The following is a 14,443-nucleotide window of genomic DNA, read 5'->3' on the forward strand; positions in this document are numbered from 1 at the left end:
GGGGGCTATGGTGGGGGTTTGGCTAGAAGTAGAATCAGCCCCATAGAGAAAAAGCGCACAAGCCAAGCAAGCCAGCCATGCCTTAAAAATCCAAGCCTTCATACACACCCCTTGATTAACTTAAAAAGCCATGTTAGCACAAAAAGGCTTCAGTATTTTTAGCGGTGTAGGTGCGTGTTGAGTGTGATTTTGCGCACACTTCTTAGCGCGATCATCTTGCCACTCTGACTCTCTTGCCTAAAATGCAGACCATGCAAGCCGGAGAGTTCGCGACCCTTGTAAAGCCCATCGACTTTAGGCGCAAAAGCAGGGTTGATCTTTTGTAATTCTTGCGCGCTTTTAGAATCAATTTCAAAGATCGTCCCTGCAAGTACCCCAATCCCCGCATCCACGATACAGCCATCGCCCAAACTAATCCCTAGTACGCAATTAGCCCCTAATAGGCAATTCTTGCCAATGCTAATGGGTTGGCTATTGCCCCCAGAGAGCACCCCTAGCACGCTGGCTCCCCCGCCAATATCGCTCCCCTCGCCCACTATCACAGAGGAGCTAATGCGTCCCTCATTCATGCAAGCCCCCTCCACGCCCGCGTTGAAATTAATATAACTGGCCCCGGGCATTTGGGTATACCCCCCCTTGCCCAAATACGCCCCAAAACGCGCTTTAGCGCTATCGAGCAGGCGGATATTGTCCGCTTGGGGCAAGACTTGCATCAGATAACGGGGGAATTTGTCTATAAAATCAATGCGCGGGTATTTATCCTGCATTTTCAAGCCCACTTCTTCTTCTCTGAGCCATTCTAGTTCGTAGGCCGTGTTGTCGCTCCAAGCCACATTGGGTAGCAAACCAAAAATACCCTCTAAATTTAAAGAGCGCAAAGGGGCCTTGCCTAAAGAGAGGGCGAGCAATTTCATATAAACGCTTTCTAAACTCTGGCAGGGTTTGTCTGCATACAGCACCACAAGATGGTAATTGTGATAATACTGGGTGGAAAAACCCGCGCCATGCTCTTTGGTAGAAAGTGTGCAGCTAGGGGGGCCCTCTTGAACTAAGGTGGTGTAGAGTTGGTCGCGCCCTAGGGCTTTGATCAATTCTAGGATCACTTGGATATTTTTATGGCTGCTTTTATTGTGCAAAACTTCTTGTAAAAAAGGGGCGTAAAGCTCTAAAGCGCGTTGGATAAAGTTCTTATCAATCCCATAGACCGCCTCGCTCGCCAAGCCTTCTTCTTGCGTGTATAAGGGGCTAGCATGCTTGATCGACTCCATGAACACCGCATAAGACCCCAAACACTCCTCCCCCCAATTCAAAACCGGGAAAGTGGCGCACAGGGGTTTGGCGCTCTTTTGCCCGCGCGCAATCTTGGCGATCCCAAAGGCGAGGGGTTTTCTGTATTCAGGGGAGTTTTGATAATCGCTCACGAAAAGTTTAAATTTTTGCATGGGTATCCTCTTTTTGTTGTTCTAAAGCTAAGGTTTGTACTTCTGTCACAAAGGTTTCTAAAAGTTGGTCTTCGGGCAGTTTGTGGATCACCTTGCCCTTCTTGATAATGAGTCCGCTTTTTTTGCCAAAGGCAATCGCGATGTCGGCATGCTTGGCTTCGCCCAAGGCGTTGACCACACAGCCCATCACGCTCACATCTAAGGGGATTTTAATATGGGCTAGGCGTTGCTCCACTTGGCTCATCAAAGCCACTAGATTAGATTCAATGCGCCCGCAAGTGGGGCAGGAGATAAAAGTGATGCCCTCCTTTTGCCGCCCGCTATAGCGCAAGATCGCCTTAGCCACGCGAATCTCTTCTTCTAACTCCCCAGTGATGGAGACGCGAATCGTATCCCCGATCCCCTCTCTGAGCAACTGCCCTAGAGCCATCGCGCTTTTAATGCTAGAATGAAACAAACTCCCCGCTTCGGTAACGCCTAAATGGAAGGGATAGGGCACTAGGGGGCGGAGCTGTTGGTAGGCTGACACGGTGCGCTCCACATCGCTTGCCTTTAAAGACACCTTGATATTGCTAAAGCCTGCGTCTTCTAAAAGCTTGATGTTATAAAGGGCAGATTGCACCATCCCTTGAGGGGTCGCGCCGTATTTGAGCTCAAAGGGCTTTTCTAAACTGCCCCCATTGACCCCAATGCGAATGGGCAAGTTGCGCACGTTGCAAGCCTTAGCCACCGCCTTAATTTTCTCACAAGAACCGATATTGCCCGGGTTGATGCGAATCGCATCCACACTCTCAGCGGCGATCAAGGCAAATTGGTAATGGAAGTGAATATCTGCAATGAGGGGCAAGCAAGAGACTTTTTTGAGCTCTTTGAGCGCGAGTGCGTCTTTTTTATGGGGCACAGCCACGCGCACCAAATCGGCCCCGGCTAATTTCAAGCGATCGATTTGACTCTTGGTCGTAGCAATGTCGTGCGTCTTGCTAAAGGTCATGCTCTGGGTGCTAATGGGCGCACCGCCCCCAATTGCCACCCCCCCGATAGAAACTTGTTTAGTCAGTATGCGTGGGCGCAAAAATGTCCTTAATTTTTAGGGCATTATAGCTAATTCGCCTATAGAGTGGGCAAGATTTCTAAGACAAAAGCACTAAAGCTACAGGCGTGGTAAGTGCATGTACCAATTTTACCTTGTTTCTCAAAATTGATCGTGATGATGAAGAGTTGCTTGGGGAGAGTGTGTTTTAAAAGGATGGCGAGTTTGCGATCTAGATTTTCTAAAGAAGGGAAGGCTAGGGGGAAAAAGTAAAAAGATCGGACTATCAAAAAGGGCTGTTGATAGAACAGCTGTTTGAAATGCCCCATTAATTCTAGGGCAACCATGTTTTCAAAGATACAAGGGAGGTGGTGGATGGGGGTTAAAGCGTAGGGTAGAGAAAAATCGCCAAAATAGAGTTTGCGCGGTTTTAAGGGGGTGTCGTGGTGGGGAATGAGAAAAATACTTGACTTTCCTGTAAGAACTGCATGAAAGCATAAAAGGTATCTTTGGAGAGCTTAAGGGTTTTTTTAAGTTGGATGTAGAGGTGGTGGGTGGTTACATTCAAAGCTTGGAAGCGTAACAGGGCTTTAAAGAGTGGGAATTGCGCCCCTAAGAAAAGCTGATAGATTTCTTGTTTGCGGCGGATTTTCTGAAAGGGGCTTAAATGTAGGGTAGCAGGGCAATTGCCCCCTTTGAGGAAGCGCGCAAAAAGGGAACTTAGGGTCTCGCCTTTGTGGGCTTGCACGTATTGTGCAAAATTCAGGGGCCAAATCGCTCGTGCACTAAAACCATGGGGGAGGGGTGTTGGGGTGAATTGGATTAAAATGATATGCTCTAAGGGGGGTAAAAAAAGGTCTTTAGGGCAGTGCTTGGCGATCAAAATGTCCATTTTATCCTCAGAATACAACTTTAAAAGCGCGTCTTTAAGCTGAGGAATCTCTAGACGTGTGTCTTTGCCATCCACATAAATAGGGTGCTTAAACCCCCGCGCTAAATGCAAAGCACAGATACTCTTCCCCACTTTCGCGCTCCCATAGAAGAGAAGTCTAGAAGCATCAACAGTAAGGGGTCTAGCCAATAGTTCTTGTTGGGCTAGGGTCTGTTTGAGACTCTCCTGTAAAATCACATCTAACATGCATATATCCTAGTATATTTTCCTTTAAAGAAGGAAAATATTAGGGTAAAAAATGCCCAAAATTGGGCGCAACACTTGACTCATGGTGTCTTTTTGCTTACAATTGCAGCTTTTAATTTGAAAGCCCCAGAGAGGATAATGATGGAGAAAATACGCTTGAAGCTCAAGGCTTACGATCACAGGGTATTGGATCGATCCGTGCTAGCCATTGTGGAGGCGGTGAAACGATCCGGTTCAGAGATTAGAGGCCCCATTCCCCTACCCACGCGCAATAAGCGTTATACCGTTTTGCGCTCCCCGCACATTAATAAAGACTCCCGAGAACAATTTGAAATTCGCGTACACAGCCGTTTGATTGACATCATGTCTGCTACCCCTGAGACTGTGGATAGCTTGATGAAGCTCGATCTAGCTCCTGAGGTGGATGTGGAAGTAACTTCCATAGAGGGCAAGTAAAGGACAAAAATGGAATACCTAGTTCAAAAAGTAGGCATGAGTCGGGTGGTGGGGACGCAGAGTATGGCGGTTACTTTACTCAAAGTTTTGGAAAGTAAGGTCTGCGCCATCTATGACAAGCAGGTTTTAGTGGCCTATCCTTTGCACAAAAAGTACAACAAGGCCATCGCAGGGCAACAAAAGAAATACCAACTCAGCAAAGAGTTCAACCGCTTTGCCACTCTCAACGCGCAGGTATCAGAGTTAGGCGATCTGCCCCTAGAGCCCCTAGAAAATGCCAAGCGCATTAAGGCGACTTTTTACACAAAGGGGCGTGGGTTTAGCGGGGCGATGAAGCGTTGGAATTTTCAAGGCGGACCAGCAGCCCATGGAAGCCGTTTTCACCGCCGTTTGGGCTCTATTGGGAATAGAGAATGGCCCGGGCGCGTACAAAAGGGTAAGAAAATGGCCGGGCATTATGGAAATGAAAAAGTAACCTGTCATAATGAAGTGCTCTCTTTTGATAAAGAAAGCAAAATTTTAGTGCTCAAGGGTTCTGTAGTGGGCTATGCTGGGGCCTATGGCAGGATTGCGATTAAGTAGGTAAAGGGAGAGCATGAAAGCAAGAGTGTTGAATCAGCAATGCGAGCAGGTGGGGGAGTTGGACCTGCCCGCGCGCTTTAAAGAGATCAAAGAGCATAATCTGTACCTGTATGTCAAGTATTACCGCGCCCAAGCTAGGGCCAATAGCGCGCAGACTAAAAATCGTGGCGCGGTCAGCGGAGGGGGTAAGAAGCCTTGGAATCAAAAGGGGGGCGGACGGGCGCGTGCGGGGAGTATTACTTCCCCTCTCTTTGTAGGCGGGGGTGTGTCTCACGGGGCGACTAATGCGCGCAACTACGATCTCAAGATCAATAAAAAACAAAAGAAACTCGCCCTAGAATACGCATTAGGGCAGAAAGCTTTGGCAGAAAAATTGCTTGTGGTGGATAAAGTGGACATCACCAGTCGGAAAACTAAGGACGCGCATGCGTTTTTGCAAGCCTTGAATCAAAGAGATGTGCTGGTGGTTACAGAATATCTAAACAAGCATAACTACCTTGCGTTTAGAAATTTGCGTAATTGTTATGTGGTGGAAACCAGCGAAGTCAACGCCTACCTTGTTGCGGCCTATAGTGCGGTGGTGGTAGAAAAAGCGGCGTTTGACGCGCTGGTAACAGCTTAAAGGAGAGTGCATGGCAGACATCACCGACATCAAGTCCATTCTTTACACAGAAAAATCTTTATCCATGCAGGAGAGCGGGGTTATCGTGGTGCAGACCGCCGTGGGTGTGAGCAAAAATCAACTCAAGGCGATCTTTAAGGACTACTTTGGGTTTGTACCCTTGAAGATCAACGCGCTCAGGCAACAAGGGAAGGTCAAACGCTTTAGGGGCAGATTGGGACAGCGGCTTGATACAAAAAAATTCTATGTCAAGCTCCCCAAAGACGCTAATATCACAGCATTGAGCGCATAAGGACAAAAGCATGGCAGTTAAAACTTACAAACCCTACACCCCCAGCCGCCGCTTCATGAGCGGTTTGGATTCTAAGGACATTAGCGGCAAACCTAGTGTGCGCAAACTCTTGATCAAACTCCCCGCGCATGCGGGCAGAAACCACAGCGGAAAAATCACCAGCCGCCACAAAGAAGCCGGGGCCAAAAGGCTATACCGCATCATTGACTTCAAACGCAATAAATTTGGCATAGAAGGCAAGGTAGCCAGCATTGAGTACGACCCCTATCGCAACGCGCGCATCGCCTTAGTGTTTTATCCTGATGGAGACAAACGCTATATCTTGCAACCTAGCGGGCTGAAGGTGGGCGATGCGATCATCGCCGCAGAGGAGGGGTTGGACATTAAAGTCGGCTTTGCGATGAAGCTTAGAAGCATCCCCATTGGGACCATTGTACACAATATTGAAATGCACCCGGGAGCAGGGGGGCAGCTGGCTAGGAGTGCGGGCATGAGCGCGCAAATTATGGGTAGGGAGGGCAAATACACGATTTTACGCATGCCCAGTGGTGAAATGCGCTACATCTTGAGCGAGTGCATGGCAAGCATTGGCGTGGTGGGTAATGAAGATTTTATCAACACTTGTATTGGCAAGGCCGGGCGCAACCGCTACAAACGCGTTAGGCCCCAAACGCGCGGGAGTGCCATGAACCCAGTCGATCACCCCCATGGGGGCGGGGAAGGCAAGACTGGTTCTAGTGGTCACCCTGTTTCTCCCTGGGGCATGCCCACCAAAGGCTATAAAACTAGACGCAAAAAAGCCAGCGATCGCCTGATCATTTCAAGAAAGAAAGGTAAATAGCGATGGGAAGGTCAATTAAAAAAGGTCCTTTCGTAGACAAACATCTCATGGACAAAACCCTCAAACACAAAGCTAAAAAAGACAATAGACCTATTAAAACTTGGTCGCGCCGCAGCACCATCTTGCCCGAAATGATTGGCTTGACCTATAGCGTGCACAATGGCAGGATCTTCATCCCCGTTTACATCACTGAAAACCATGTTGGCTATAAATTAGGTGAATTTGCGCCCACACGCACCTTCAAAGGGCACAAGGGCACAGTGCAAAAAAAGATAGGCAAATAGCATGGCACATTATTACACAAAGGAATGCAAATGAGCACGGCGTTACTGAGGTACAGCAGGCTCTCGCCCACTAAGGCTAGGTTGCTGGCTAGACAGATTCAGGGCATGAATGCAGAGGTGGCGATTGCGCGCTTGGAATTCACCCCCAATAAGGCCGCACGGATTCTCTCTAGGGTGATTAGCGCGGCCGTGTACAATGGCGGGCATGATTCAAAGTCTGTGGCGGTGCTCTCTTGTCGTGTGGATGCAGGGCCTGTGCTCAAACGCCACATGCCCCGCGCTAGAGGCAGGGCTACAGCCATTAGAAAACCCACATCGCACATTTTAGTCAAAGTGGGCAAGCAAGGGGGAGATAAGTAAATGGGTCAGAAGGTTAATCCAATTGGTTTAAGACTAGGGATCAATAGAAACTGGGCTTCTAGGTGGTTTCCCGGGGCGCGCGACACGGTGGGCAATATTGAGGAAGATTACAAAATCCGTAAGTTCTTGAAAAAAGAGCTCTATTATGCAGGGGTGAGCGAGATTGTGATCGAGCGCGCGGCCAAGAAGTTGCGCATCACCGTAGTGGCCGCCAGACCCGGACTCATCATCGGTAAAAAGGGTGTGGACATTGAAAAAATCAAGCTTTCTTTGAAAGAATTGATCAAAAAAGAAATCTCTGTCAATATCAAAGAGGTCAAACGCCCTCAGGCGGACGCGCAGTTGGCTGCAGAAAATGTCGCCACCCAGCTAGAAAAACGCGTGGCGTTCAGACGGGCGATGAAAAAGGTCATGCAAACGGCGATGAAAGCGGGCGCAAGGGGGATTAAAGTGCGCGTTTCTGGCCGTTTGGCCGGGGCCGAGATCGCGCGCACAGAATGGTATATGGAGGGGCGCGTGCCCTTGCACACTCTGCGGGCTAAAATTGATTACGGCTTTGCAGAGGCTATGACGGTGTATGGAATCATTGGGGTAAAAGTGTGGGTCTTTAAAGGCGAGGTCTTGCAAAAGGGGATCCAAACAGAGAAACGCGAAGAAGAGGGCGAAGAGAGAACCTCTAGAGGGCGCGCTAGAAGAGGGAGAGAATAGCCATGTTAATGCCTAAGAAGACAAAATACCGCAAACAGATGAAGGGCAGAAATCGGGGAAAATCTGCGCGCGGTGTTAAACTGGCCTTTGGGGATATTGGGATCAAGGCTATAGAGCATGGCCGCATTGATTCGCGCCAAATTGAGGCCGCGCGGGTGGCGATGACTCGCCATATCAAAAGGGCGGGCAAGGTGTGGATTCGCGTTTTCCCAGACAAGCCCCTAACGGCCAAACCCCTAGAAACCCGTATGGGTAAGGGGAAGGGCTCGGTAGAAAAATGGGTGATGAATATCAAGCCCGGGCGCATTGTCTATGAAATGCTAGGGATTGAAGAGAGTTTAGCTAGGGAGGCTTTGAGTTTAGCCCAACGCAAACTCCCCTTTAAGACAAAAATTGTAACCAAAGAGAGCGAAAATGAAATTTACTGAGTTGGAAGGCAAGGACAAAAAGGAGTTAGAAAAGTTGCTCAAAGACAAAAAGATAGAGCTCTTTGAACTGAGAGTCAAGCTCAAGACCATGCAACTCAATAATCCTAATGAGATTAGAGGGGTGAGAAAGGACATTGCGCGCATCAACACCGCCTTGTCTGCCCTAAAATTGTCGGCACAGGAGAGGTAGATGGAAGCCAAGCAGTCCCATAAACGCACCATTCAGGGCAAGGTTGTCAATAAGATTGATGCCTGTAGCGCGGTGATTTTAGTAGAAAGAAAGGTCTTGCACAAAAAATACCGCAAGATTGTCAAACGCTTTAAGAAATACACCATTGACGACAGAAAGAACGCTTGTCAGGTGGGGGATTTTGTGAGCGCGCTGGAGTGCAAACCCGTGTCCAAAACTAAGACCTTTGCTCTCAAAGAGATTTTAGTGAAGGGAGTTTCATGATACAGAGCTTTACAAGATTGGTGGTGGCGGACAATAGCGGGGGCAAGGAGATCATGTGTATCAAGGTCTTAGGGGGGAGTCATAAACGCTATGCGAGTGTGGGCGATGTGATTGTCGCTTCTGTGAAGAAGGCGATCCCCAATGGCAAGGTCAAAAAGGGGCAGGTGGTTAAGGCGGTGGTCGTGCGCACCAAAAAAGAAGTACAACGCCCCAATGGCTCTTTGATCCGCTTTGATGACAATGCGGCGGTGATTTTGGATGCCAAGCGCGATCCGGTGGGGACTAGGATTTTTGGCCCCGTGAGTCGGGAGGTGCGTTATGCCAATTTTATGAAAATCATCTCACTGGCTCCGGAGGTGCTCTAATGAAGTGCAAGATTAAAAAAGACGACATGGTCAAGGTGATCGCAGGGGATGACAAGGGCAAGGTGGGCAAGGTACTGGCCGTCTTCCCTAAGAAATCCACGCTCTTGGTGGAGGGGTGTAAGCTTGTGAAGAAGGCCATCAAACCCACAGACGACAACCCCAAAGGCGGGCACACCTTTAAGGAGATGCCCATCCATATCTCTAATGTCAAGAAAGAGAAGGAGTAGGCGCGATGGACGGCTTGAAGAACTTCTATGAAAAAGAGGTAAAAAAGAAATTGGCAGAGGAACTAGGGATTAAAAACCCGATGTTATTGCCTAAACTAGAGAAGATTGTGCTCAGTGTGGGGGCGGGGGATTATGCCAAAGATGCCAAAATCATGCAAAACATCGCCCAAACGCTCTCGCTCATCGCCGGGCAAAAGGCGGTGATCACTAAGGCAAAAAAATCTGTGGCGGGCTTTAAAATCCGCGAAAACATGCCCGTGGGGGTGAAGGTTACGCTTAGAAATAGAGTCATGTTCAACTTCTTAGAAAAATTGATCGTGATCGCTCTGCCCAGGGTAAAGGATTTTAGAGGGGTGTCTAGAAATGGTTTTGATGGGCGGGGGAATTATGGTTTTGGTTTGAATGAGCAGTTGATTTTCCCAGAGGTGGTCTATGACGACATCATGGTAACCCACGGGCTCAACATCGCTATCATCACTTCTACAAATAACGATAAGGAGGCATTTAAATTGCTAGAGTTGCTCGGAATGCCCTTCGCAAAAGGGCGCTAATGGCTAAAAAATCAATGATCGCAAAAACCCACAGGAAGGCAAAGTTCAAAGCGCGGGCGTACACCCGTTGTAATATCTGTGGGAGACCCCGTTCTGTCTATAAGGACTTTGGTCTGTGCCGGGTGTGTTTGAGGAAGATGGGCAGTGAGGGCTTGATCCCTGGTCTTAGAAAAGCGAGTTGGTAAGGAGCACGCATGGTAAATGACATTGTCGCAGATTCTTTAACACGCATTCGGAATGCGAGCATGCGCCGTTTGGAGGTTACAGAGCTTTACTACGCCAAAATTGTGGTTTCTATCTTAGAAATTTTCAAAAATCGCGGATTCATCGCCAATTACCAAGTGCTAGAGAAGGAGGGCAAGAACTTCATCTCTGTAGAATTGGCCTATGACGATAAGGGGCGCGCGCTAATCAGCGAGATCAAGCGATTGAGCAAACCGGGGCGGCGGCTCTACAAACAAGCTCACGAGCTCAAACGCTTTAAAAACGGGTACGGGGTGATTGTGGTCAGCACGAGCAAGGGCGTGATCACCAATGAAGAGGCCTACAAACAGAATGTGGGCGGTGAGGTGCTTTGCAGCATTTGGTAGGAGTGTGGCATGTCAAGAATTGGTAAAAGAGTGATCAAAATCCCCAGCGGGGTACAGGCGAGCCTAGAGGGGACTTGCTTGCACTTCAAAAATAATAAGGCGACTCAGAGTTTGGAGACGCACGGGCGTGTGCGCGTTGTGTTAGAGGGGGATAGTTTGCGCTTTGAGCCCGTGGGCACTAGCGCGCAAAGCCGTGCGTTTTGGGGGACTTACAACGCTTTGGCTAACAATATTGTGGTGGGGCTAGACAAGGGCTTTAGCAAGGTGCTAGAGATCAATGGGGTGGGTTATAAGGCAGCTTTAGGGCATAAGGTCTTAGAACTCACGCTAGGCTTTAGCCACCCGGTCAAGCACCCCATCCCAGAGGGTGTAGAGGTGGCGGTGGATAAGAACACCATCATCACCCTTAAGGGGAGCGATAAACAGCAAATCGGGCAACTTGCCGCAGACATCCGCGCCTATAGACCTCCAGAACCCTACAAGGGCAAGGGCATCAAGTACAGCGATGAAGTGATCTTGCGCAAGGCCGGCAAGACCGCTAAGAAATAAGGAGCGAGCATGACAGCGAGTGTTTTAGAGAAAAAAAAGCTGCAAAGAGCCAAACGCAAAATGCGGGTGCGCTCTAAGGTCTTTGGTACGCAGGAGCGTCCCCGTGTGAGCATCTTCAGATCCAACAAACACCTCTACGCCCAAGCCATTGACGACAACGCGCATGCAACTTTGGCGCATGTGGATGGCAAAAAATTAGGATTGGGCAAGAATATAGAGGATAGCAAGAAGCTTGCGCTAATCTTTGCAGAAAATCTTAAGAAAAAGGGCATAGACAAGGTGGTCTACGATCGCAATGGCTATTTATACCACGGGGTGGTGGCCGCCTTTGCAGACACTTTACGCGCCCAAGAGATCGCGCTTTAAGGATGGGCATGGAGATCAATAGAGAAGAGTTTTCAGAAGTGGTGGTCAATATCGGGCGGGTTACCAAAGTGGTCAAGGGCGGGCGGCGTTTTCGCTTTAACGCTTTGGTGGTCGTGGGCAATAAAAACGGCCTTGTGGGCTTTGGCTTGGGCAAGGCAAAGGAGGTGCCCGATGCCATTAAAAAGGCCATTGATGACGCGTTTAAAAACATCATTGAAGTCAAGATCAAGGGCACGACCATCGCGCATGACATTGAATGCAAGTACAACGCGAGCCGTATTCTGCTCAAACCCGCCTCTGAGGGGACTGGGATCATCGCCGGGGGTTCTACGCGCCCCATGATTGAGCTGGCCGGTATTAAGGATATTTTGACCAAGTCCTTAGGTTCTAACAATCCTTACAATGTGGTACGCGCGACCTTTGACGCGCTCTGTAAGATCAAGGGATAGGAGTTTTCATGGCGCTAGAGAATTTACACCCCGCTAGGGGCAGTGTCAAACACATTAAACGCGTGGGTCGCGGGCAGGGCTCTGGCATGGGCAAAACGGCCACTAGAGGGGGCAAGGGGCAGACTGCGCGCACAGGCTACAAGCAAAAACGCGGGTTTGAGGGGGGGCAACAGCCCTTGCAACGCCGCTTGCCTAAAGTGGGCTTTAGGAGTCGCACTAAGGGGCTTGTTTATGCCATCAATGTAGAAAAGCACAAAGAAGTCTTTGCGTTAGAAACCTTGAGTTTGGAGCTCATTAAGAAAGTGCACCCTTTCCCTTCCTACATTGAGAAAATCAAGCTCATTGGAGCGGGCGCTAAAGACCTTGCCTCTAAAATCCAAGATGAGAGAATTCGCACCAGCGGACAAGAATAATGACCAAGGCGATCGCGACCAAAATTTTTATCACTCTGGGATATTTATTCCTCTATAGGGTGTTGGCTTACATCCCCATCCCCGGGGTGGATTTAGCCGCCATCAAATCCTTTTTTGACAGCAATTCTAGCAACGCGCTAGGGCTCTTCAACATGTTTAGTGGCAATGCGGTTTCGCGCTTGAGTATTATCTCTTTGGGGATCATGCCCTATATCACGGCTTCTATTATCATGGAGCTCTTGAGCGCGACTTTTCCAAACCTTGCCAAGATGAAAAAAGAGCGCGATGGGATGCAAAAATACATGCAGATTGTGCGCTATGCCACTATCGGCATTACGATCATCCAAGCCATCAGTGTTTCCTTTGGCTTGCGCTCCATCGGGCATGGGGCTAATGGGGCGATCATGGTTTCTATGCAAACTTTCTTGGTGCTAGCCACCTTTTCCATGCTCACGGGTACGATGCTTTTAATGTGGATTGGCGAGCAGATCACCCAAAGGGGCGTGGGCAATGGGATTAGTTTGATCATCTTTGCGGGCATTGTCTCTGGCATCCCCTCAGCGATCGCAGGGACCTTTAATTTGGTGAACACGGGGGTGATCAATATTTTAGTGTTGATTGGGATCGTGATCATTGTCTTGGCGACTATCTTTGCGATCATCTATGTAGAATTGGCAGAGCGGCGCATTCCCATTTCTTACGCCCGCAAGGTGATGTTGCAAAACCAAAACAAGCGCATCATGAATTACATCCCCATTAAGCTCAATTTGAGCGGGGTGATTCCCCCCATTTTTGCCTCAGCGCTTTTAGTTTTCCCTTCTACCATTCTGCAGGCCTCTTCTAATAGAATCTTGCAGGCCATTGCGGACTTTCTCAACCCCCATGGATATGCCTACAATATTTTGATGTTCTTGCTCATCATCTTTTTTGCCTACTTTTATTCCTCCATTGTGTTTAACGCTAAAGACATCGCGGACAATCTCAAGCGCAATGGTGGGTTTATCGCGGGCTTGAGACCGGGCGAGGGTACTTCTAACTTTCTAAACAGCGTGGCGAGTCGTTTGACCTTTTGGGGTTCTTTGTACCTAGCCATTATCTCCACTTTGCCCTGGATTTTAGTCAAGGCGATGGGCGTGCCCTTTTATTTTGGGGGTACCGCCGTGCTCATTGTGGTACAAGTGGCCATTGACACCATGAAAAAGATCGAGGCGCAGATTTACATGGGCAAGTATAAAACCCTGAGTGCTGTGGGCTTTTAATGGCGATCGCCATCCGTAACCCTAAAGAAATTGAGGCTCTGCGCCGGGCGGGCGCGGCGGTGGGGCAAACTCTTAGCTTGCTGAGTGAGAGGATTCAAGTGGGCATGAGCTTGCTAGAACTAGACGCTTTGGCTGAAGAGCATCTTCACAAACTCAAAGCCCAACCCGCTTTCAAGGGGCTATATGGCTTCCCTAACACGCTTTGTACTTCGCTCAATGAAGTGGCCATCCATGGCATCCCCACAGACTACAAACTCCAAAGCGGGGACATTATAGGTTTGGATTTGGGGGCACAGGTACAGGGGTGGTTTGGGGATGCGGCCATCACCTTAGGGGTGGGAGAGATTTCTTCTGCGGATCGCTCTTTGATCGCCTGCGCTAAGGACACTTTGGATGAGACGATCGCGCACTTAGAGGTGGGCATGCGCTTTAAAGAGGTGAGTTGGTTGTTAGAAACCCTCATTAGGCAAAAGGGCTTTGTACCTTTAGAAAAATTTTGCGGGCATGGCATTGGGCGCAAACCCCATGAAGAGCCCTCCATCCCCAATTACCTAGAGTCTTCTAGCAAACCTAGTAGCGGGCCTAAGATCAAGGAGGGCATGGTTTTTTGCATAGAGCCGATGATCTGCCAAAAACAGGGTGAGCCTAGAATCTTAGCAGATAAGTGGAGTGTGGTGTCTGTAGATGGCTTGCGCACCAGTCATTACGAGCACACCATCGCGATGGTAGACAAAAGAGCGCAAATTTTAACGGAGGCTTGATGGCAAAAGATGATGTGATAGAAGTTGATGGGAAGGTGATTGAATGTTTGCCCAACGCCACCTTTAAGGTAGAGTTGGACAACAAGCACATTGTGTTATGTCGCATTTCGGGCAAAATGCGCATGCACTACATCCGTATCGCGTTGGGGGATCGGGTGCGCTTGGAGCTCACCCCCTATAGCTTGGACAAGGGGCGAATCACCTTCCGCTACAAGTGATTAAGTTATTTCTAACCCAAGATGGTTAGAATAGAGGTTTTGCTTAAGACAAGGAGAG

General features: G+C 49.0%; 27 protein-coding genes. 23 read left to right on the forward strand and 4 right to left on the reverse strand.

What is annotated here, in order from left to right; genetic code table 11:
- Positions 1-158: 158 nt before the first annotated feature.
- From EAO38_RS00005 to EAO38_RS00020, 4 genes are all read right to left on the reverse strand, one after another.
- The gene (locus tag EAO38_RS00005; RefSeq protein ID WP_121020217.1) at positions 159-1,442 is read right to left on the reverse strand and encodes a 2,3,4,5-tetrahydropyridine-2,6-carboxylate N-succinyltransferase; all 1,284 of its coding nucleotides are present in this window, start codon (positions 1,440-1,442) and stop codon (positions 159-161) included.
- Entirely contained in the window at positions 1,429-2,514 is a 1,086-nt protein-coding gene (gene ispG / locus EAO38_RS00010) for a flavodoxin-dependent (E)-4-hydroxy-3-methylbut-2-enyl-diphosphate synthase (RefSeq protein WP_121020218.1), read from the reverse strand. Before ispG ends, EAO38_RS00005 begins: the two co-directional genes overlap by 14 nt.
- Positions 2,515-2,552: 38 nt before the next feature.
- On the reverse strand, positions 2,553-2,819 hold the full coding sequence (locus EAO38_RS00015) for a hypothetical protein (protein ID WP_162982636.1): 267 nt from the start codon (positions 2,817-2,819) through the stop codon (positions 2,553-2,555).
- Positions 2,820-2,902: 83 nt separating this feature from the next.
- Positions 2,903-3,610 (reverse strand): ATP-binding protein, encoded by a 708-nt coding sequence (locus EAO38_RS00020; RefSeq protein WP_121020220.1) that lies wholly within the window; start codon positions 3,608-3,610, stop codon positions 2,903-2,905.
- A gap of 141 nt (positions 3,611-3,751) precedes the next feature.
- Here EAO38_RS00020 and rpsJ point away from each other — a divergent pair, with 141 nt between their 5' ends.
- Genes rpsJ through infA form a run of 23 tightly spaced genes read left to right on the forward strand, consistent with a single transcriptional unit; the run spans position 3,752 to position 14,385 of the window.
- Positions 3,752-4,066, forward strand: a complete 315-nt coding sequence (gene rpsJ, locus EAO38_RS00025; protein ID WP_121020323.1) for a 30S ribosomal protein S10 — start codon at positions 3,752-3,754, stop codon at positions 4,064-4,066.
- Between the two features lie 9 nt (positions 4,067-4,075).
- A complete protein-coding gene (rplC, locus tag EAO38_RS00030) occupies positions 4,076-4,648 on the forward strand; it encodes a 50S ribosomal protein L3 (protein WP_121020221.1) in 573 nt (190 codons plus the stop codon).
- A 13-nt stretch (positions 4,649-4,661) separates the two neighbouring features.
- The gene (gene rplD, locus EAO38_RS00035; protein ID WP_121020222.1) at positions 4,662-5,270 is read left to right on the forward strand and encodes a 50S ribosomal protein L4; all 609 of its coding nucleotides are present in this window, start codon (positions 4,662-4,664) and stop codon (positions 5,268-5,270) included.
- A 10-nt stretch (positions 5,271-5,280) separates the two neighbouring features.
- Positions 5,281-5,562: a 50S ribosomal protein L23 gene (locus EAO38_RS00040; RefSeq protein WP_121020223.1), complete on the forward strand. Its 282-nt coding sequence runs from the start codon at positions 5,281-5,283 to the stop codon at positions 5,560-5,562.
- A 10-nt stretch (positions 5,563-5,572) separates the two neighbouring features.
- Entirely contained in the window at positions 5,573-6,403 is an 831-nt protein-coding gene (gene rplB, locus EAO38_RS00045; RefSeq protein ID WP_121020224.1) for a 50S ribosomal protein L2, read from the forward strand.
- A gap of 2 nt (positions 6,404-6,405) precedes the next feature.
- Positions 6,406-6,687, forward strand: coding sequence for a 30S ribosomal protein S19 (rpsS, locus tag EAO38_RS00050; protein WP_104752204.1), 282 nt, complete (start codon positions 6,406-6,408; stop codon positions 6,685-6,687).
- Positions 6,688-6,717: 30 nt separating this feature from the next.
- Positions 6,718-7,047, forward strand: coding sequence for a 50S ribosomal protein L22 (gene rplV / locus EAO38_RS00055; RefSeq protein ID WP_121020225.1), 330 nt, complete (start codon positions 6,718-6,720; stop codon positions 7,045-7,047).
- On the forward strand, positions 7,048-7,755 hold the full coding sequence (gene rpsC / locus EAO38_RS00060) for a 30S ribosomal protein S3 (protein ID WP_121020226.1): 708 nt from the start codon (positions 7,048-7,050) through the stop codon (positions 7,753-7,755).
- A 2-nt stretch (positions 7,756-7,757) separates the two neighbouring features.
- Positions 7,758-8,183: a 50S ribosomal protein L16 gene (gene rplP, locus EAO38_RS00065; protein WP_121020227.1), complete on the forward strand. Its 426-nt coding sequence runs from the start codon at positions 7,758-7,760 to the stop codon at positions 8,181-8,183.
- A complete protein-coding gene (gene rpmC, locus EAO38_RS00070; RefSeq protein ID WP_121020228.1) occupies positions 8,170-8,373 on the forward strand; it encodes a 50S ribosomal protein L29 in 204 nt (67 codons plus the stop codon). The genes rplP and rpmC overlap by 14 nt, the downstream gene beginning before the upstream one ends.
- The gene (gene rpsQ / locus EAO38_RS00075; RefSeq protein ID WP_121020229.1) at positions 8,374-8,637 is read left to right on the forward strand and encodes a 30S ribosomal protein S17; all 264 of its coding nucleotides are present in this window, start codon (positions 8,374-8,376) and stop codon (positions 8,635-8,637) included.
- A complete protein-coding gene (rplN, locus tag EAO38_RS00080; RefSeq protein WP_121020230.1) occupies positions 8,634-9,002 on the forward strand; it encodes a 50S ribosomal protein L14 in 369 nt (122 codons plus the stop codon). The genes rpsQ and rplN overlap by 4 nt, the downstream gene beginning before the upstream one ends.
- Positions 9,002-9,229, forward strand: a complete 228-nt coding sequence (gene rplX / locus EAO38_RS00085; protein ID WP_121020231.1) for a 50S ribosomal protein L24 — start codon at positions 9,002-9,004, stop codon at positions 9,227-9,229. Before rplN ends, rplX begins: the two co-directional genes overlap by 1 nt.
- A gap of 5 nt (positions 9,230-9,234) precedes the next feature.
- Positions 9,235-9,780 carry a 50S ribosomal protein L5 gene (rplE, locus tag EAO38_RS00090; RefSeq protein ID WP_121020232.1) on the forward strand — a complete coding sequence of 182 codons (546 nt, stop codon included), beginning with the start codon at positions 9,235-9,237 and terminating at the stop codon, positions 9,778-9,780.
- Positions 9,780-9,965: a type Z 30S ribosomal protein S14 gene (locus tag EAO38_RS00095; protein WP_120945465.1), complete on the forward strand. Its 186-nt coding sequence runs from the start codon at positions 9,780-9,782 to the stop codon at positions 9,963-9,965. The genes rplE and EAO38_RS00095 overlap by 1 nt, the downstream gene beginning before the upstream one ends.
- Positions 9,966-9,974: 9 nt before the next feature.
- Positions 9,975-10,370 (forward strand): 30S ribosomal protein S8, encoded by a 396-nt coding sequence (gene rpsH / locus EAO38_RS00100; RefSeq protein ID WP_121020233.1) that lies wholly within the window; start codon positions 9,975-9,977, stop codon positions 10,368-10,370.
- 9 nt (positions 10,371-10,379) lie between these two features.
- A complete protein-coding gene (rplF, locus tag EAO38_RS00105; protein ID WP_121020234.1) occupies positions 10,380-10,919 on the forward strand; it encodes a 50S ribosomal protein L6 in 540 nt (179 codons plus the stop codon).
- A gap of 9 nt (positions 10,920-10,928) precedes the next feature.
- Complete coding sequence (gene rplR, locus EAO38_RS00110) at positions 10,929-11,285, forward strand: 50S ribosomal protein L18 (RefSeq protein ID WP_121020235.1); 357 nt, start codon at positions 10,929-10,931, stop codon at positions 11,283-11,285.
- Between the two features lie 8 nt (positions 11,286-11,293).
- Entirely contained in the window at positions 11,294-11,734 is a 441-nt protein-coding gene (gene rpsE / locus EAO38_RS00115; RefSeq protein WP_121020236.1) for a 30S ribosomal protein S5, read from the forward strand.
- 8 nt (positions 11,735-11,742) lie between these two features.
- The gene (gene rplO / locus EAO38_RS00120) at positions 11,743-12,147 is read left to right on the forward strand and encodes a 50S ribosomal protein L15 (RefSeq protein WP_121020237.1); all 405 of its coding nucleotides are present in this window, start codon (positions 11,743-11,745) and stop codon (positions 12,145-12,147) included.
- Positions 12,147-13,406: a preprotein translocase subunit SecY gene (gene secY / locus EAO38_RS00125; RefSeq protein ID WP_121020238.1), complete on the forward strand. Its 1,260-nt coding sequence runs from the start codon at positions 12,147-12,149 to the stop codon at positions 13,404-13,406. The genes rplO and secY overlap by 1 nt, the downstream gene beginning before the upstream one ends.
- Positions 13,406-14,167, forward strand: a complete 762-nt coding sequence (map, locus tag EAO38_RS00130; protein ID WP_121020239.1) for a type I methionyl aminopeptidase — start codon at positions 13,406-13,408, stop codon at positions 14,165-14,167. Before secY ends, map begins: the two co-directional genes overlap by 1 nt.
- Complete coding sequence (gene infA, locus EAO38_RS00135) at positions 14,167-14,385, forward strand: translation initiation factor IF-1 (RefSeq protein ID WP_104752187.1); 219 nt, start codon at positions 14,167-14,169, stop codon at positions 14,383-14,385. Before map ends, infA begins: the two co-directional genes overlap by 1 nt.
- The last annotated feature ends 58 nt before the right edge of the window (positions 14,386-14,443 follow it).

Origin of the sequence: Helicobacter vulpis (genome assembly GCF_003660395.1) — a bacterium.
Taxonomy (GTDB): domain Bacteria; phylum Campylobacterota; class Campylobacteria; order Campylobacterales; family Helicobacteraceae; genus Helicobacter; species Helicobacter vulpis.

Coding starts and splice junctions, on each gene's coding strand:
- rplP (WP_121020227.1), top strand. CDS start 7,758: ATGTTAATGCCTAAGAAGACAAAATACCGCAAACAGATGAAGGGCAGA.
- rpsQ (WP_121020229.1), top strand. CDS start 8,374: ATGGAAGCCAAGCAGTCCCATAAACGCACCATTCAGGGCAAGGTTGTC.
- rplR (WP_121020235.1), top strand. CDS start 10,929: ATGACAGCGAGTGTTTTAGAGAAAAAAAAGCTGCAAAGAGCCAAACGC.
- EAO38_RS00095 (WP_120945465.1), top strand. CDS start 9,780: ATGGCTAAAAAATCAATGATCGCAAAAACCCACAGGAAGGCAAAGTTC.
- rpsH (WP_121020233.1), top strand. CDS start 9,975: ATGGTAAATGACATTGTCGCAGATTCTTTAACACGCATTCGGAATGCG.
- map (WP_121020239.1), top strand. CDS start 13,406: ATGGCGATCGCCATCCGTAACCCTAAAGAAATTGAGGCTCTGCGCCGG.
- secY (WP_121020238.1), top strand. CDS start 12,147: ATGACCAAGGCGATCGCGACCAAAATTTTTATCACTCTGGGATATTTA.
- EAO38_RS00040 (WP_121020223.1), top strand. CDS start 5,281: ATGGCAGACATCACCGACATCAAGTCCATTCTTTACACAGAAAAATCT.
- EAO38_RS00020 (WP_121020220.1), bottom strand. CDS start 3,610: ATGTTAGATGTGATTTTACAGGAGAGTCTCAAACAGACCCTAGCCCAA.
- rplB (WP_121020224.1), top strand. CDS start 5,573: ATGGCAGTTAAAACTTACAAACCCTACACCCCCAGCCGCCGCTTCATG.
- infA (WP_104752187.1), top strand. CDS start 14,167: ATGGCAAAAGATGATGTGATAGAAGTTGATGGGAAGGTGATTGAATGT.
- rpmC (WP_121020228.1), top strand. CDS start 8,170: ATGAAATTTACTGAGTTGGAAGGCAAGGACAAAAAGGAGTTAGAAAAG.
- rplF (WP_121020234.1), top strand. CDS start 10,380: ATGTCAAGAATTGGTAAAAGAGTGATCAAAATCCCCAGCGGGGTACAG.
- rplO (WP_121020237.1), top strand. CDS start 11,743: ATGGCGCTAGAGAATTTACACCCCGCTAGGGGCAGTGTCAAACACATT.
- rplD (WP_121020222.1), top strand. CDS start 4,662: ATGAAAGCAAGAGTGTTGAATCAGCAATGCGAGCAGGTGGGGGAGTTG.
- EAO38_RS00015 (WP_162982636.1), bottom strand. CDS start 2,819: ATGGTTGCCCTAGAATTAATGGGGCATTTCAAACAGCTGTTCTATCAA.
- rplX (WP_121020231.1), top strand. CDS start 9,002: ATGAAGTGCAAGATTAAAAAAGACGACATGGTCAAGGTGATCGCAGGG.
- rplN (WP_121020230.1), top strand. CDS start 8,634: ATGATACAGAGCTTTACAAGATTGGTGGTGGCGGACAATAGCGGGGGC.
- EAO38_RS00005 (WP_121020217.1), bottom strand. CDS start 1,442: ATGCAAAAATTTAAACTTTTCGTGAGCGATTATCAAAACTCCCCTGAA.
- rpsE (WP_121020236.1), top strand. CDS start 11,294: ATGGAGATCAATAGAGAAGAGTTTTCAGAAGTGGTGGTCAATATCGGG.
- rpsJ (WP_121020323.1), top strand. CDS start 3,752: ATGGAGAAAATACGCTTGAAGCTCAAGGCTTACGATCACAGGGTATTG.
- rpsS (WP_104752204.1), top strand. CDS start 6,406: ATGGGAAGGTCAATTAAAAAAGGTCCTTTCGTAGACAAACATCTCATG.
- rplV (WP_121020225.1), top strand. CDS start 6,718: ATGAGCACGGCGTTACTGAGGTACAGCAGGCTCTCGCCCACTAAGGCT.
- rplE (WP_121020232.1), top strand. CDS start 9,235: ATGGACGGCTTGAAGAACTTCTATGAAAAAGAGGTAAAAAAGAAATTG.
- rplC (WP_121020221.1), top strand. CDS start 4,076: ATGGAATACCTAGTTCAAAAAGTAGGCATGAGTCGGGTGGTGGGGACG.
- rpsC (WP_121020226.1), top strand. CDS start 7,048: ATGGGTCAGAAGGTTAATCCAATTGGTTTAAGACTAGGGATCAATAGA.